This window comes from Shewanella sp. MMG014, assembly GCF_018100775.1.
Lineage (GTDB): Bacteria > Pseudomonadota > Gammaproteobacteria > Enterobacterales > Shewanellaceae > Shewanella > Shewanella japonica.
Window position 1 is genome coordinate 437,560 of record NZ_JAGJDZ010000002.1, and the last position, 17,521, is coordinate 455,080.

At 39.3% G+C, this 17,521-nt stretch carries 15 protein-coding genes; all 15 read right to left on the reverse strand.

What is annotated here, in order from left to right:
• Nucleotides 1-62 precede the first annotated feature (62 nt).
• The gene (locus tag J8L86_RS04885) at nucleotides 63-1,037 is read right to left on the reverse strand and encodes a hypothetical protein (RefSeq protein WP_211029031.1); all 975 of its coding nucleotides are present in this window, start codon (nucleotides 1,035-1,037) and stop codon (nucleotides 63-65) included.
• The gene (locus J8L86_RS04890; RefSeq protein ID WP_211029033.1) at nucleotides 1,034-2,137 is read right to left on the reverse strand and encodes a hypothetical protein; all 1,104 of its coding nucleotides are present in this window, start codon (nucleotides 2,135-2,137) and stop codon (nucleotides 1,034-1,036) included. Before J8L86_RS04890 ends, J8L86_RS04885 begins: the two co-directional genes overlap by 4 nt.
• A gap of 21 nt (nucleotides 2,138-2,158) precedes the next feature.
• The gene (locus tag J8L86_RS04895; protein WP_055023369.1) at nucleotides 2,159-2,449 is read right to left on the reverse strand and encodes a PAAR domain-containing protein; all 291 of its coding nucleotides are present in this window, start codon (nucleotides 2,447-2,449) and stop codon (nucleotides 2,159-2,161) included.
• 49 nt (nucleotides 2,450-2,498) lie between these two features.
• Nucleotides 2,499-2,852 (reverse strand): hypothetical protein, encoded by a 354-nt coding sequence (locus J8L86_RS04900; RefSeq protein ID WP_211029041.1) that lies wholly within the window; start codon nucleotides 2,850-2,852, stop codon nucleotides 2,499-2,501.
• A 2-nt stretch (nucleotides 2,853-2,854) separates the two neighbouring features.
• Entirely contained in the window at nucleotides 2,855-4,759 is a 1,905-nt protein-coding gene (locus tag J8L86_RS04905) for a type VI secretion system tip protein VgrG (protein ID WP_192022871.1), read from the reverse strand.
• A gap of 73 nt (nucleotides 4,760-4,832) precedes the next feature.
• Entirely contained in the window at nucleotides 4,833-5,312 is a 480-nt protein-coding gene (locus J8L86_RS04910; protein WP_055023372.1) for a type VI secretion system tube protein Hcp, read from the reverse strand.
• Nucleotides 5,313-5,690: 378 nt separating this feature from the next.
• Entirely contained in the window at nucleotides 5,691-8,297 is a 2,607-nt protein-coding gene (gene tssH, locus J8L86_RS04915) for a type VI secretion system ATPase TssH (protein WP_211029051.1), read from the reverse strand.
• A 19-nt stretch (nucleotides 8,298-8,316) separates the two neighbouring features.
• A complete protein-coding gene (gene tssG / locus J8L86_RS04920) occupies nucleotides 8,317-9,402 on the reverse strand; it encodes a type VI secretion system baseplate subunit TssG (RefSeq protein WP_211029061.1) in 1,086 nt (361 codons plus the stop codon).
• The gene (gene tssF, locus J8L86_RS04925; protein WP_055023375.1) at nucleotides 9,399-11,228 is read right to left on the reverse strand and encodes a type VI secretion system baseplate subunit TssF; all 1,830 of its coding nucleotides are present in this window, start codon (nucleotides 11,226-11,228) and stop codon (nucleotides 9,399-9,401) included. Before tssF ends, tssG begins: the two co-directional genes overlap by 4 nt.
• On the reverse strand, nucleotides 11,225-11,713 hold the full coding sequence (gene tssE / locus J8L86_RS04930; RefSeq protein ID WP_065107832.1) for a type VI secretion system baseplate subunit TssE: 489 nt from the start codon (nucleotides 11,711-11,713) through the stop codon (nucleotides 11,225-11,227). Before tssE ends, tssF begins: the two co-directional genes overlap by 4 nt.
• A gap of 9 nt (nucleotides 11,714-11,722) precedes the next feature.
• Entirely contained in the window at nucleotides 11,723-12,529 is an 807-nt protein-coding gene (locus J8L86_RS04935) for a type VI secretion system accessory protein TagJ (protein WP_211029063.1), read from the reverse strand.
• 14 nt (nucleotides 12,530-12,543) lie between these two features.
• Nucleotides 12,544-14,079 (reverse strand): type VI secretion system contractile sheath large subunit, encoded by a 1,536-nt coding sequence (gene tssC, locus J8L86_RS04940; protein ID WP_065107831.1) that lies wholly within the window; start codon nucleotides 14,077-14,079, stop codon nucleotides 12,544-12,546.
• Nucleotides 14,080-14,124: 45 nt separating this feature from the next.
• The gene (gene tssC, locus J8L86_RS04945; RefSeq protein WP_055023379.1) at nucleotides 14,125-15,615 is read right to left on the reverse strand and encodes a type VI secretion system contractile sheath large subunit; all 1,491 of its coding nucleotides are present in this window, start codon (nucleotides 15,613-15,615) and stop codon (nucleotides 14,125-14,127) included.
• Nucleotides 15,615-16,115: a type VI secretion system contractile sheath small subunit gene (gene tssB / locus J8L86_RS04950; protein WP_055023380.1), complete on the reverse strand. Its 501-nt coding sequence runs from the start codon at nucleotides 16,113-16,115 to the stop codon at nucleotides 15,615-15,617. The genes tssC (J8L86_RS04945) and tssB overlap by 1 nt, the downstream gene beginning before the upstream one ends.
• Before the next feature lie 41 nt (nucleotides 16,116-16,156).
• On the reverse strand, nucleotides 16,157-17,257 hold the full coding sequence (gene tssA / locus J8L86_RS04955) for a type VI secretion system protein TssA (RefSeq protein WP_211029065.1): 1,101 nt from the start codon (nucleotides 17,255-17,257) through the stop codon (nucleotides 16,157-16,159).
• Nucleotides 17,258-17,521: the final 264 nt, after the last annotated feature.

Here is a 17,521-nt window from a genome sequence, read left to right on the forward strand (position 1 = left end):
TGAGACTAATGTTAAAAACAGCTAAATGCGTTGTCAGCCATACAGGCTGCATTTGATTCTGATTAGCCATTTGCTTCACCGCTGCAACCTAGCCACTCATACCTTAACAGGCCAAGGTAACGTTCCTCAGAAACCTCTAACTGAACGCTTACTCCTGACAAAGCTTGTTCTTTATAGCGATTAAATACGTGTAATAAATTATATAAACCCGCTGCGGCACCAATATTCCCAGTGTAATAATTAGTTTGAGTAATTTGGGTATCTTGATCTATTTTTCCCGCTAGCTGCTCATAGGCATTAAGCCAGCTATCTTGGGTGGTTTGATTATCACCGGGGAAATATAATTGTTTTAGTAAACTTGATTCATCTTGCTCTGTAAGCTGAGTAAATAAACGCTTAATTGATTGTGTTAATTGAACCTGGGTAGCAGCGTCTTGAAATACATCAGTCACATGTAGCCCTAGTGATGTTTTTTCTGCAGTAGTGACTTGAACCTTAGTCATTATCGCAGCCTCAGAAGGCCTAATGCCTTCATCAATATCTGCATTAATCAATTGACCAGTTCGATAAAGTTCAGGCATATCAAAATACAAACTATCCACTGCGATAAAGACAATCGAGTCAACACGGCTTCCCATCGTCTTAGCTGCCTCAAACGCAATAGGTAAAGATGCACTTCCCATAGGAAAAATGCGCCCATTAGGGTGTTCAAAACAATGAGGAAAAGCTTGATGTAATTCGTTTACCCACTGAGTTAACATTTCAGGTGCTAAATTAGGTAACAACCAAAAAACAGGATTGTGTTGATATGGCGTCCATGCGCTGGCATCAGTTATAGGCAGCTTACTTAGCAGTTCGATAATGCGTGTTAATTTACATTTCGCACTTAGATCACTGCGCATACCTGAGACTAATTGAGTTCCGTTAGGTAATTGCAGAATGAAATCGAGCCCTTCTGTATAAGGTAAATTAATCAACTGCATTTGATTATCGCATTGACCTACGATTAACTCTGATTCGAGTACATTAATAATCATGAGGCCAACTTTATAGTCATTGACGAAGTTCGCACTTCACCGGTTAATCTAAGCTGATGTAATTTAGCCACCCTTTGATGAACAGGGCTCGATTTAAGCAGTATTTTATCGACCGTTTCTAGGCTAACTTCCACGCCATTGAGTAGGCGAACTCCAGGTGTATCTGGCGCATATAATTGCCAGCGATTAAGTAACTTAGCGCTATAAAATTGCAGAAACTCAGCACGTCTTTGTGTGTTTTCTTCAAACTGTCTTTGGTAAGGAATTGACGAGTCAAGTCCAGGGCCTAAAAGCGTTCTTAAAGCATCAAAAGCAATTAATGTTTTAGCGGGGTGCTGCATTGCTTTTGCTAAAAATGGCACAAATTTACCAAAGCCTGAAAAACCCATAAGCTGAATCACTCTGTCACTGAGGTTTTCATCACGACTCATTAAATTGAAAATTTGAGTTAAAACCTGTTCATCAAGAGAGGTCACAAATATTTCAAACAAAGGGCTATGGCAATATTCATTTTCAACAAAACGGCTATATAGCGCTAATGGCTCAGAAATTTCTTCTAACAACATTTCTGCATATAGTGCATTCAGCGGCGTAAGATTTAGTGAGGCAATACCTGCAATACTTTTTAGTCGTTTACCTCGGTAGATACAAAACAAAATATATTGGTTAATTTGTTCAGGCGTTTTACCAACCATCGAGAACTGCAAACCTTCAACACCAAACTGGCAAGCCACTAGTGCTAAACTAGGGATGTATTTATTTAAATCTATTTGATTGTTATTTAATAGTAATTCAAATACTTTTGCTTGGTCGTGGGTTCTTTGTTTGAGATGAATTTGCAACAGTAGTTGCAAAACAACCAACTGGTTCTCCGTACTGAAATACACATCATTTTCAAACGCTGTCACTATTTCAACGACGCTATTAGCACAGAGAAATGCTTCGCTATTATGTTCTTCGTGAGCTTGCTGCTGGATCATATTGAGTGTGACTAATAAAGATCGGGTGTTATCTTCAACATTTTTAGGGGCACACTGAAACGACGACATTAATATTTGTCGTTGTGCTAAGAGAAGTTCAAAATTCTCAATCAAGTTCATTCAACGCAATCCTTGCTCATACTATCCAATCATTACAGTAGGGTTTCCTACTACAATCTTACCTCCATGGGCAGTACTGTCTCCGAGTCTCGCTGCGGGTTTTCCATTAATCAGTACCGAACTTGAACCTGCGTTGATTGTATCTGGTGGGCCAACACAAATTAACTTGTCACCTTTACGAGCAGCAGGCATAGAACCAATAAGCACGTTTCCTGAGCCCATAATGACAGGTCCGCCTACATGTGGGACTGGGCCTGGGTTAGTTTTTGGGCATACATGCATAGATGTCAGTGTAGCTGCGGGCATTCCCATAAAATCTTCCTTGAATTGTTAGTCTTACATTGGCGCTATCGGCAGGGTATTAATCACTTTCTAACGGTATAACGAGCAAGTCTTGTTGCATTAAGGCTACCGCTATTTCTTTGATTAATTTTAATTGCTCAGCCCTTCCTGATGCATACTCGTCATTCATCAAATAGTTGTAAATATGGCTAATTACATCCTGATGATTACGCCACATATGACGATTAGTTAAGAATTGTTCACCATAGGTTGTACTAGTTACATAGGTCTTATCAGGTATATCCAATAGTGGGTCTTGAGGTTTATCAACGGGTTTGCAAATCAAATACCGATAACCAAATTGGCAAATCAACTCGTGGCCACGACAAAACGCACCCGTTAATCCAACTCCAGGGTAACTTGAAATTTGCATTGTTAATTCAACTTAATTTGCGCTGCTTTCAACGCAATACTGGTACCGTTTACTTTCACATTAGTACCTTTAATTTGAATGTTGGTACCTTCTATTGATATCGAGCCATCACTGCTCATTTTAATCGAGGCACTACCCGTTTTAATCACGACTTCTTTCCCTGCTTCGATATTAAGCGCTTTGCCCACTTTGAGCGTGTCGTTACTGCCAATATCATCGCTACGGTCTTTACCGACTTTGAGTGTATCGTTATTGACCACTTCAGTGGTTCTATCATTACCAATTTTGCCGCTGTCATTATTAACAATGTCTAAAAATCTATCATTGCCGATAGTATCTTTCTGATCGTTCTTAACATTTAATTGATGGTCTTTTTCTGCTTGTAAAAATAGCAGCTCTTTACCTTTTTCATCATCAAAGCGTAATTCATTAAAATTATCTGCGCCGCCCTCTTTAGTGCTATGCGATTTAATCCCTGACTGCGTTTTTTTAGCCGGTAAAGCATAGGGTGGCATTAGATCCGCGTTATAAACTGCGCCACTGATTATTGGTTGATCAGGATCGCCATTAATAAACTCAACTAAGACTTCTTGACCTACTCTTGGGAAGAAGAAAGCGCCCCATTTATTACCAGCCCAACTTTGGGCAACACGGATCCAGCATGAGCTTTTACTATTAAATTCACCATCTCTATCCCAATGAAATTGCACCTTAACTCGGCCAAATTTATCAATATGCTGTTCATCACCAGATTCTCCAGTAACGACAGCTGTTTGCACTCCATTGATAAGTGGTTTATTAATTTGAAGTGTTGGCCGATACGGAGTTGATTTAGGCACACATTCAAAATCATTTTGATAAACACCAATTGAAGCGGATTGACCAGCGCCAGATTGGTTAGGCTGTGTTGCAGATGTCCTTAGGGCAGTAATAAGAAAACTCTTACCTTTATAACTGCTGTTTTCGTGATCCTTAAAACTAAAAAATTTACCTACACTAAAGCTGCGGCAGTCGCCTTGACCACTGCATTTATTCATGTCTTTTTGTAATGCTTCTAGTTGATTATTAGCAAATGGTTGAGCACGTTTATTTAACTCTGATTCGCCAAGGTAGTCGTAAACTTCAAGTGTACTTTGATCAGGTAAACTGGCATTGGCATGGCTGCCTGACGGATATAATTTGGGTTGTTCGTAATCATATCCCTTTTGCATAAAGCCGCCACTCACCATACTCATACCGCCTTGCCAGTGAGCAACGTGTGACTCTGCTAAATGACCAGAAAAACAACGTACTTTCTCTTCTGCACAAGGTTTATAAGCTGTAATATCATCGGCAAGTACTAAGGTATGAGCACTCACGCTGTGTTCAAAAAAGAAGAAAATACCTTCTTGCTGTAATAAACGGCATACAAAATCTAAATCAGATTCAAGGTACTGAACACAATATTCGTATTTAGGGTATGTGCGAGTGGTTTTATTTTGAAAGGCAACTTTATGTTGACCAAACAAGTCACTAATAATATCGATTACTGACATGTTTTGAAAAATTCTGCAGTTACTGCGCTTTTTCATCAATGCCATTCTAGGCACGATAACAGCTTGATAATCAATATAATCTTGGGATACATCGGAAGCAGCAGTTCGCATGCCAGCTGACTCTAAGTGACTGACTACACCATGAAAATATCGAGCAGCTCCATCACTTTCTGCGTTGCGCAAAGTGATGCAAACATTTTTGCCCACAAGGCTATCTAAACTAATTTGTGTCCCAACGGTAAACATGGACACATTGATAGAAAATAACTGAGAAATGGCTTCTGTGGCAGTAAGATGCGTTAGGTATAGCGTGTCTTTACCTAATGGGGTGCTGATACTGATTATATTATTTTTTTGAGTCGCCTTTAGCATTCCTTGCCTCAGTCATTAAGAATTAAGATCTTGAGGAAACTGACGTTCCCTCAAGATTAAGATCGCAAATGGATTACATTTGTTGACCTTTAACACCGCTGTAGCCGTAACGTAGCGCTGCAGTAATGTTGTTTTTATCATCAGTAGGCGTTACTGCCATCATCATTTCAGTGTAACTGATAGTGATAGTTTCTACTGGACGATCGCCATGAACTGAAACACTGTAGCTAGAGATCATTGCATCAGTTAATTCGATTTGCATGATTTCTTCAATTTTGTCACCTTGCTTGGTCACATGGAAAATAGCTTTTTTACCTTTACCGATAGTTGCTTCTTTGAAAAGATCAGTAGAGGCATTATCTTGTAATTTAGTGATAGTTACATCACCTAAACGTGTAGAGCTCGCTTCACGGTCTTTTGCAGTACCAGTAAAAGAAGTAATTTCACGGCTAACATTCCAGTCTACTGATAACACAGTAATCATGTCTTTGAATTCTTCAGCAGTAGTTTCGCCTTTAATACCTTCATAATCTAAATACGTGTTCGCTTGCATTATTAATGCTCCTTTTGCGTGATTGTCATCCATTAATGGACAGTTTTATATAAGTTTAATAACAAACTTAATATTTCAATTTATTAAAAATGCACTTACTAACAAATAACACCCAAAAGTATTATTTATTGATAAAAGTAGATATATATTTTTAAAGCCAAAAGATTATAACAAAGGTTTTTTTTAAATCAATCGACCTTACAAAACAAGAGTTAATAATTTACAAAAATAATTAAAAGATATTAATTCAGACACTTATAATAACCCACAACAATAAAGCTTTATATAAACCCTTATCATTTGTTATTATTAACACTGGCTAACTAATACCTAATAATTATATTTTGTAAGTCATCTCTTACTTTAAAAAAATTAAATTTATACTTTATAGGTAAATTCTTCCTTGCTTACATTAACTTTGACATTATTTATTTTTTTATTGGTCGCCATATTCTGTAATATTTGTACTGAGAGTTCAGGTAACATTGAGTTTTGTAAAATATTGTGAACATTTCTGGCTCCAGAACCTGCATCTTGGCACATTGAAACGATCTTACTTACAACGTCATCGGTAAAACTAAATTTCGCCTGATAATGACCCGCAAGACGATGGCCAACTCTCGCTAACTGTAATTTAGTAATTTCACTCAACATGTCTTGAGTTAATGGAATATATGGAACCACATTGGTTCGTCCTAAAAATGCGGGTTTAAAGTAAGTCAGCAAGTCATCTTGTAAAGCCTTTCTTAAACCATTGATTGAAGGCGCCGTTTGCTCATCTTCAAATAAAGACATCGTTGTATCTGTCCCAGCATTAGAAGTCATGATGATAATTGTATTTTTAAAATCAATGTCTCGCCCTTCACCATCTTTAATCATGCCTTTATCGAATACTTGATAGAAAATATCCTGTACACCAGGGTGCGCTTTTTCCATTTCATCCAATAAAATAACGCTATAAGGCTTACGACGAACAGCCTCTGTTAGCACGCCACCTTCGCCATAACCCACATAACCAGGAGGTGAACCTAATAGTAAAGAAACTTTATGTTCTTCTTTAAATTCAGACATGTTGATCACAGTCACGTTATCTTCACTACCATAAACATGCTCTGCCAAAGTTAATGCCGTTTCTGTTTTACCTACACCACTTGGGCCCGTCAATAAGAACACCCCTATTGGGCGTTTCTCATCACCTAACTGCGCTCGCGACGTTTGCACTGTCTTAGCAATCAAGTCCAAGGCATGATCCTGACCAATAACTCGTTTAGCCATAATGTCCTTTAGATTGAGCACATTGGTAATTTCATCATCCTGCATTTTACCTGCAGGGATCCCGGTCCAGTCTGAAATCACTTCTGCAACCAGTTGCTCATCAACTTGCCAATGCACCATAGGTTGTTTGTTGCTTGCTAATTGTTGTTTTAGCGTCGTGAGTTCGGCAACTAACTGATCAGAATCTTCCTCTCCCTCTTGGATTTTGGTCACTAATTCTGCAATGGTTTCCACTGTTTTAAGTTCGGTTTCCCATTGCTTCATTAAAGGCTTAAGTGCTTTCTCTAACGTTTTTTGCTCTTTATTTAACTCGCTAATGACTTTCTTATGATCGGTACCCGTTTTCTGCTCACGGGTTAAAATATCAATTTGCGTCTCAAGTTGCTGAATTTGTCTTTGTAATGATTCAACACTGCCTGGTGTTGAAGCCTGACTCATTGCAACGCGCGCACATGCCGTGTCCAGCAAACTTACCGCCTTATCGGGTAGCTGCCTGCCGGTAATGTAACGATGTGATAAATTAACAGCTGCACAAAGCGCCTGATCTGACACTAAGATCTTATGGTGACTTTCCATAACAGGTAGCAAACCTCGCATCATTGCAATAGCCTGTTCTGGTTCAGGCTCTTCAATTTTAACCACCTGAAAACGTCGAGTTAACGCTGCATCTTTTTCAAAAAACTTCTTATATTCAGCCCATGTTGTAGCAGCAATTGTACGAAGTTCACCACGAGCTAACGCTGGTTTTAAAAGATTTGCAGCATCATTTTGGCCTGCCTGCCCTCCACTACCAATCATGGTATGCGCTTCATCGATAAATAGAATGATGGGTTTAACCGAGTTTTTAACCTCGTTAATCAGTGCTTTTAAGCGATTTTCAAATTCACCTTTAACACCCGCTCCGGCCTGTAGCAGGGCTAAATCCAAAGTATGAATACGGACATTTTGTAACGCTAATGGCACTTCTTTTTGGGCTATTTTTAACGCTAGCCCTTCAACTACCGCTGTCTTACCCACACCAGCTTCACCAGTTAAAATTGGGTTATTTTGGCGACGACGGGTTAAAATATCGATCATTTGACGAATTTCGTTATCTCTACCTAGAATAGGATCAATTTTTCCTGCTTCAGCTTGCTGCGTTAAATTTTGGGTAAACTGATCTAAACTCGGCGTTTTACTGGGTGCATTTTCCATTGCCTGAGTCTCTTCAATATCACTACTTGATACTTTATGCTCAGTAGATTGTCTCTCAAGTTGTGGCCATGCATGCTTTAATTGCGCTGAATCGATTTTGAACAGCTGTTTCGCTGAACGAGAAACTAACGAGTTTAACGAGTCATCGGTCAATAATGTGAAAATCAAATAAGCAGTTCTGATTTCATTATCATTAAATTCAATACTGGTATTTAACCAAGTTTGTCTCAGTAGACTAACAATATGCGGCGATAAACTTGGCGCTGCGCTATTACCTGTTTTAAATTTCTCTAGCCCTTGCCTTACCTCATGAATTAATTGGTCTTTTTGGATTGAAAAACTGGCCATAATGATATCTAAATCACCTGACTCAGCCTCTAACAGCGCAAGTAACCAATGTTCAATTTCTACCGTAAATTGACTTCGGCTGTGACACACACTGGCCGCAGACTCTAAAGACTGGCGACATGTTGGATTAAGTTTCCCTACTAACTTACTTAAAGTCATCGCTGACATATTGATAATCCTTTATTAATTAAATCATTAAGCGTTTTGTTTGTTGTCCATGTTCGGTTCGGCTTAATAAACCACAACCTAAGCCTAACGGCACGGCCGCTTTTGAAAGCTGAGCTTTTGGAGCATCTTGTTGTTTTACATCGAGATAAATTTTAAATTTCGCCGTTTGGCCTAAATAGCTTGATACGAGATCTTTTAACGGCTGATAACACTTCTCACCAGGCATGAATGCACTAACGGTTTGACCGTCTTTAGGTGTGAGTTGAATACTAATACTGGAATTAATATCCCAAACTCGACTGCCAATACTCGCATCTACACCTAAACGCGCGTACTGACCTTCTGGCATTGCTCTGGAAGATAACTTGGTTTGTTCATTGGCTGAAAGCTGCTGCCAACGACCTTGAAATGACGCTATCTCGACTTCACAACCAGTAAAGTCTTTCAGCATGATTCTAAGTGATTCAGCACTCGGCGTTTTTCTATTCAAAAAACCACCGTAGTAACAGTTCAACGACTTTTTACCGCTAAGCAGGCTGAGCACATGCGTAAAACTGTCTTTTTGATTATTGAAAGCTGACACACTATCTGGCGAACTATCTTGAAGCGGTTGATAGTTAACAGAGAATCGATACTTTTCCCATGCTCGATAAAATAACGAGATGATGCGGTGATTAAATAAATCATAAAAATCCCGCATACCTGTGTCTTTTAAGCGCAATCGTTCAAGTAATAGCTCTGTATAATGTTGAGGTAGCACACCACTTGGGCCAGTTAACCCCATAAAGGAGACATGCATTTCTGCAGCAATTTTTTTAGCAGCACTTGCTTGGGTTAAATTCACTTTACTGATTGCTTGCCCAGGAAAACCCAAATGTTGATCAGACTTAAACCGCAATAACTCTTCTGATGGAATGGCATCATGGCCCACTTTGTGACCTTGCTCTTTTCCTTGAAGTAATTGCTGCTGAAATTGATATACAGCCTGATAAAAGTCATGCTCTGTCGGTGAATCAGCAATCGCTTGTAACTGTTTTGCAGGTGCACTCATGTTCGCCGACTGATTGATTAACTCATCAAAGTCTACTTCTGCGCTCATTGTCATAGTAATGGCCTATTTCCAGATCGAGCTGGCCACGTATGCGTGATGGCATCTTGATCTTTAAACCTCATGCTTAAACGCGTAAAACTATTTACAACAGAAAACTGGGCAAAGAAATGGTCTAAAATGCTGCAAAAAAAGAACACGCCACTACCTGAGTAATGATCTTTGATGAACGTAATTTCAATATGGCTACCACTGCAAAAACTGATACGTCCATTTTGATTGACCCGAGCAGTATCGGGGGACACTGATACTTGATAGATGTTTTCAATCAAGTTTTTATTCTCTGGTGAGCATTTGAAGTCATACAGTTTTAACGTTTCTTTTAAATGCGTCAGCGCATCAGGGCCACTAAAACTGTCTATAGATAAATGGCTGACCAATTGCCAACGAGAAGCATCGCTTAATGCAGCTCTCACCGGCATGGTTGGTGCTAAAAGGCATTTGACGTGTTTGATAATATCAGCACGTTCTGGCACAAACATTTTAGGTTCATCGGTGCCAAATGGCAGGTGAGCGGGTAGATTTCTGTTACTGCATAAAGCATTAATACTCAGTATCCAAGCGCCATAATCTTCTTCGGCTTTAAAGCCCTTAAAATTATGATCCACCAGCGATAAATAGGATTCAGTCCCCTGCTCTGCATAGCCTCCAGACCAACTCGATGACTCTCGCCTTAAGTGCCAAAATAAGTTGTCATGGCCTAAATACTGTGGGTGGGATTCACCGTAAAACGGTGTAACCTCAACTTGATTATCTTTAGGATCATAGGCAATGACTTGTTTAACACCGATTATCTCTGCAACTTCTGCATCGGCATAACGCGCTGCCAGTTTATATTCATATTGAGATGCATCGATACTGACAGGCTCAAGTTTTTGCTCAAATAAATTTATGACTGGAGTACACCCGAGCAAAAAGTGATTCGCTGTAACTTGTTTTTCAAGGTCTTGCGAGCCTTCTTTTAAATAGATATAAAGCGAAAACTTATCGTTGATCCCTTGCCACTTTCCTTCAATATCATCAATATCAAAAAATAAAAACTTTTCAGGAAAAATGAAGTTTTCAAGTAACATACGGTATCCAGCGCTACTGCGTTGGCTGTATGGTATGACTTGCTGATCATCTTCAAAACCCACCGACTTTAAATGTCGCTGAGTTAAGAAGTGACACACCGATTGGTCTTCATTCACTAAGGCAAAGCCTAAGCTATGTTGAAACAGTAATTGGTATAACTGGAAAGTTTGATGGTCCTGACCATTCAAGAAAAATCTCAGTCTGTTAACACCTAAACTCGGCATGCTAATTTCTTCAAACTCACATGCTATATCCAGTTTGATAATGGCTTTAGCCCGTTCTGGCCATTGAGGTTCTGGCGCATTGAATGGAGCATTTTGAAATTGCACTTTTTGCACTTCAATTGGCCACAGTTTCATGTCGTAACATGTTTGAAAATGACATGGCTTCATACCATCAACTTGAGTATCAACCTTAGTATTTTTAGGTAACTGTACTCCTGTTGTCGACAAGTTTTCTGTGGTGACTTTTATCACTGACATTGAAGGAATTGGTGCTTGATAATCAGGATACAATTGACCTAATAACGCTTCTGTCAATTCAGGGAAACTGTCATCTAACTTCTGCCTTACTTGCGCTGTTAGTAGCGAAAAAGCTTCGATAAGTCGCGACACATGTGGATCTTCGACATGTTCATCACTTAACCTTAATCGACCAGCGACCTTTGGGTATTGCTCCGCAAACTCCGAGCCCATATGCCTAATAAATGCTAACTCTCGGTTGTAATATTCTAATAATTCTTGGTTCACAACGCCCCCTCATTCACAATCATCGCCAGATGAACTGGTTCAACTTCTGAGTCAAATGTAATAAATTCAGGTTCAGGATCCGCATATAAAAGTGCATTAATCTTTAACCTTAATACCCGATCTAATGGTTGCTCGTTATCTACCGTTTCAACCATGACTTCAAGAAATCGAGGCTCAAACCGTTTAATCGTGTCAGCAACCTGTTTACACAGAAGTTGGCGCCCATCGAGGCTTGCAACAGGCATAGAAGAAAAATCACGTAAACCATAGTTCATTAAAGAATGATCCAGTTCGCTTAAATGTTCTGGCCAAGTTTGCCACTGTAACTTTGCATTAAGCAGATTTTCTAAATCACGACGAACATTGGTTCTTAACTGACGTAAATTAAGGCCTCTATGGCTATCTTTGACATCTTGCTCATCTGGCGCATCATCGATTAAACGATCAAGTACTGATGCCATAATAGGTTGCTGGTTTTGGCTCAAAATGACTTCCTACTGTAAAACGGGAGTGTGGATTTTAGTCACTTGATTCAAAGGCAGTGCATTGTCATCTGCAAACCACATTTTTAATCCTTTACCTGTCATAACGTCTGTGGCGACTTCTTGCCAATCCGTTTCACAACCTAATTTTTGCGCATCTGTTTCGCTATTACCGTAAACAAGTGGGATATGTGCTTCGCCACTTGGGCCGTTTTTAATCGCTAGATCAACACGTCTCCAGACGGTTTCAACCAATGATGAAACCGGTTGGAAATTGATATATTCAATTTCTGAAAGTTGCGCTAAATAGTAATAGCCATCAGTTCCGAAGATTTCTATAAAGCCACCTAAGGTGTCATCCAAATCTCTTATCTCTTCATTAACTTGATCGTCTAATAACAAACTCACTTGAGGGCGTTGAGCTTCTAATCCTTGACTACACTGAGCCACTTCATTGGCAGTATCATTGCCTTTTTGGGCATCAGTTAACGCTAAACGTAACTTCATTAGCGCTTCAACGTGATCATCAGAGTCAGCGAACAGTTTAGGTACTGAGTTGCCTTGCATATAATCCTGTCTACTTTGCTCTGCACGAATTAATTGACGTAAGTTTGAAGCACCGATTAAGAAATCAGGATGTTTTTGCACAAGAAGATTAAGCTGCTTGTCAGCACGCTCAAGTTCACCGTTAATGCAAAGCAGTTCAATGAATGCACTTTTTAAATCAACATTCATTGGGTCTTCTCTTAACTGAGCTTCTACATATTTAATTGATTCTTGTAGCTGACCACTTTGCAGCATCTGTTGTATTTTTTTCATGTGATACCTTTTAATTAATTCCTTGAGGTCAGCTCAGTCACTAACTTAATGCTAGAAACCATCTGATCTAATTGAAAATGGGGTTGTAATTGAATAATTGAGTAAAAATGCCCTGGTTTTCCGCGCATTTCCTTTACTTGTACTTGGGCATTTCTTAAGGGATATTTGCTTCTAACATCGTCAGAAGACACATCGGATGCAGTCGTGTAATTATGAAGCCATAGTTGTATATCTCGCTCACAAGCCTCTGCAGAGCTCAATGAACCGATTTTTTCTCGACCTATCACTTTGATGTAATGTGCAAACCGAGATACGCAAAGCGTATATTGAAGCATGGTTGATAGTTTGGCATTGATGGTGTCTTCCAAACGTTCGTACTTTATGGGTTTCTGGGCTGATGCATTGCTGTAAAACACTAAGTGTTCGCAGCCTGAAACGGGAGATAATGGAATAAAACCTTGGTCAGAAAATGACTTTTCAGCTCTATCACTGACAAGTAAATCCACTGACGGTTTCTTACGCTTGCGGTATAAGTCAGTTTCATACTGGCTAACAGCTAAGTCACACACTAGCCCTTTTTTACGACTACCAGGCTCTAAGCCTCGAATATGGCCAAACCAGCCTGAATCACTAAATGAGCGGATTAATACGCCACCAAAGGCGTAAGCGGCATTTCCCCATAAATGATCAGTCTTTGGGTGCTTTATTGATTCTTTAAACTTGAAGCCTTCACTGCGCGTCCCGTCAATTAAATATGGCGATCGCATCAGTATGTGCGGCATGGTGAGTCCAATAAACCTCGAGTCATCCATTTCACGAAGTGAGTTCCACTTTACGTATTCAGTTTGCTCGAATATTTTTTCAATATTCATGTGAGCCGACAAATCAGAGAAGTCATCAACACCAAATAATGTTGGGCATGCAGATGTAATGAAAGGAGCAAAAGCTGCTGCAGCGGTGCGAGATATGTCTTTTAGTACATCTATATCATTAGTCGCAACACCTGGCCTAGATTTATGGCTAAGTTGATAATCACCAATGAGCGTGCCAAAGGGTTCGCCACCAGACATGTCATATTCATTGTTATAAATGAGTTTGAAAAATTCGCTTTGGTCAAATTCAATAGCCCGATTAATATCTTTAGATAACGTCTGCCAACAACAATCGAGAATTTTTACTTTAACTTTCTGATCTTTATCATGTAACTCTTGCTGCTCTACAAGATAAAACACGCCACGCCAACTCGCCTCTAATGACTGAAAAGCTGTGTTGTGAATAATGCTATTGATTTGTTGTTCGAGCTGCTTATCGATAAGATCTACCGCTTTTAATAAAAGAGGTAGCACTGAGTGCTTGTCAAACTGAGTTAAAGAATGACGCGAGTTTTCAAGCCACAATAATAACGATCGGGTTGAGTCTGATTCACGAAGGAATCGTTCAACAAGATGTTTATTTTTCAGCTTTTGTGGTGTTGAAGACACAGGCTGTTTAAAGCCTGCGTCATCATTGAAAATTTCACTTGTAACAAATGAAATGGTTTCTTGCGTCATCGTTTGTTTCTATCCTTGAAAACAAATGAGGGTCACTGTCAGTGATTATCCTACTTTAGGAATTTTCGCCACTAGACGTAGTGATGCAGTTAACTCTTCCATTTGCAACCAAGGACGTAACCAAGCTACAGCATTATAAGAGCCCGGTTGACCTGGGATTTCCTTCACTTCCACTTTTGCGTCAGCTAATGGATATTTAGCACGAATATCTTGTCCGCCACCTTCTGATGCATTGACAAAAGAAAGGATCCAACGGTTTAACCATGCTTCAACATCATCGGCTTCCATAAAACTACCAATCTTGTCACGAGCCATCACTTTTAAGTAATGTGCAAAGCGAGACGTTGCCATTAAGTAAGGTAGTCGAGATGAAATTGCAGCATTAGCCGTTGCATCGTGACTAGAAAAGATTTGTGGTTTTTGACAGGTTTGTGCACCAAAAAATACGGCATAATCAGTATGCTTGTAATGACATAATGGTAAGAAACCAAGTTTACTTAACTCTGCTTCTCGACGGTCTGTAATACCGATTTCAGTTGGACACATTAAGTCTGGGTCACCATCATCACTGGTAAAGACATGAGCAGGTAGACCTTCAACTTTACCCCCACCTTCTGCACCACGAATCGCAGTACAGAAACCATACTGGCTAAATGCTTGACCCATATTGGTTGCCATAACATATGCTGCGTTCATCCAGCAATAATCATCATGAGCTGCAACTTTAGAACGGCCACTTGCCGCATCCATTTCAAACTCTTCGTAACAGAACTCTTCTACTGGTTTAGTTGCACTACCGTAAGGTAAACGCGCAAGTACTCGTGGCATAGTCAAGGTCACAAAGCGTGAATCATCACTGTCACGGAATGAACGCCACTGTGTGTACTCTAATGATTCGAATACTTTTTCAAGATCACGTGGTTTACTTAATTCTGTCCAGTCATCAAATCCAAATAACGATGAACCAGAAGCAGAAATAAATGGGCAGAAGCCAGCAGCAGCCACATTAGACATTAAAGATAAGGTTTCAATATCTGATGGATGATTAGTAAATTCATAATCGCCGACTAAACAACCATAAGGTTCGCCACCTGGCGTTCCGAACTCAGACTCATATATTTTCTTGAACATTTGGCTTTGATCAAACTCAACAGCCTTACTTAAATCCTTATGAAGCTCTTTTTTAGATAAGCTCATTACACGGATTTTTAATGTCGCGTTGGTTTCAGAGTTCTTAACTGTGTGATGAAGACCACGCCAGCTTCCTTCTAATTTTTGCAGCTCATCATTATGCATAATCGCTGCAAGCTGTTTCGAAATAACTTCATCCAAACTATCAATCGCTTTGTTAAACGTCACAGTTAAGTTTTTATCCCACTGAACTGTCCCTTTCAACGCTTCTTCAGTCAAAGAGCGAATAAGCTCTTCAGCACGTGTTGAATCAGTTTGTTTCGTAGCATCTATCGCTTGGTCAAGAATCGACACACTCAGTGTTTCTTCGTTTACAGGCTCTAATGTAGCGGCATCCGTGCTCATCATTCAGCTCCTTTAAGATTTAGTTCACCGGCTAGTTTGTCTAAGCTAGTGGTATTGTTTAATACGTCTTCTAAAATATTCTCAAGATTCTCTGAGCGGTCTACTTTAGTCATCAGATCACGCAATTTGTTACGTGTTTCCATTAACTTTTTCAAAGGCTCAACTTGATTGACGATCGCTGCAGGTTCAAAGTCTTCCATGCTTTTGAACTCTAAATCGACATTCATTTCAGAATCATCGTCAGCTAACGTATTTTTCACAGAAATATTTAACTTAGGGCTCATGCGCTTTAGCACGTCATTAAAGTTATCACGGTCGATTTGTACAAAACGACGGTCTTTTAATGGTTTTAAATCTTCAGTGTTATGGCCGGTAAAGTCACCTGTAATACCAATCACAAAAGGCAGCTCTTTTTTTACAACTGTGCCTTCCGTTTCTACATCATAGGTAATGTGGACGCGGGGTTTTCTCACTCGCTTTAATCTATCATGTACACTCATTTGAACTCCTTTCAATAAAATTGTGAGTAATCGATTACAGATTATTCTTCAGTTTTTATTCCAGATAATTTAAAGAAGCCATTCCTCGCTTCTCCATCTTGGATTAATTCTTGTAACAACTCAGGTAAACTCAGATCACTCCACCTAATGACTTGCTCTATGGCATAGGACATCGGTGAATGTGGCTCAGTATTCTTAAAAAAATCTGCGATTTTCTCTAAATTCTCAATAGCTTGAGCGCGAGAATTTAGCTGTTGCTCAATCCCAGTCGAGCTACTTTGCACCGTTAGTTCGTCATCAGTTTCTACTTCAACTTCCGTAGATATTGAAGACGTTTGGCTCTTAGCTAAAATAGGTTCGGTTATCGTATGAATTTGAAGCGCACAGGCTTCTAATGCTTTTCGAATATAGCTAGTCGGTTGTGGTAAACCTCCCATCGCCGTATCCATGACTTCCGACAACCTTGAAAATGCAGCGATTGCAGCATTGACATCAGCATCAAGTTCAATAAAAAAGCTATCTGATGTTTCCTTAATACTTAACTCAACTTCTTCAAGTGATATAGCACCCGCATCGAAACGTTTTTCTTGTTTGTCGCTATCTAGCCTATCGACCTCTAATGCTTGCTCATATTGCCAAGTTGAATAGGCGAAGGCCCCTTCTGTGATGGGAATGGTTTTGATTGGTTGAATTAATGAACCTTCGCTTTCAACACCGTTTAAACCAATTAATGGCGCAATTCGTTCTTCAAGATCGTCTGGGTCAGGTATTGGATATAAGTTTTCCCAATAGCGCTCAATTAATTCAGCGGCCAAGGTAAAACCAAAACTTAATCCCTTAAATCCATGTAAACGGCATGCAGCTTCAATAAACCAAGCGATGTACTCGAGATCTTTGGCTTTATCTCTAGTGATATCTGGCACTTGCTCAAAGATTGGGCGCCACTCAATAGCAACAGAAAGCACATCTTCTTCGTCTATTAACGCTTTTCGTTCATTCGCCCGTGCTGTGCTTCTTACATCTTTAAGTAAGTAATAGGTAGATGTTGGACTGATATCAGAACGCGGATCTTCTCCCGTTACAGCTTCATCTGTAATAGGTTCAATTAATTCTTCAATCGATAGATTATTTAATTGGCTCAACTTTATTCAATCCTTGAATATATTATTATCAATATTCGATAACAAATTGTGCTTCTACACAAAACTAATAAAACACTAATACTTAATAGTGTATATTTAAAATTAATACTAAAAATAATACTTTTTGATGTTATATATCAGATCACATATTAGTTAATACTTTATAATGTAAAAAACATCTAATACGCAATAATCATTAAGTATAGATTTATTTTAAATAACATACTTATTAACTATTAATATAATAATTACCATGTAACATTT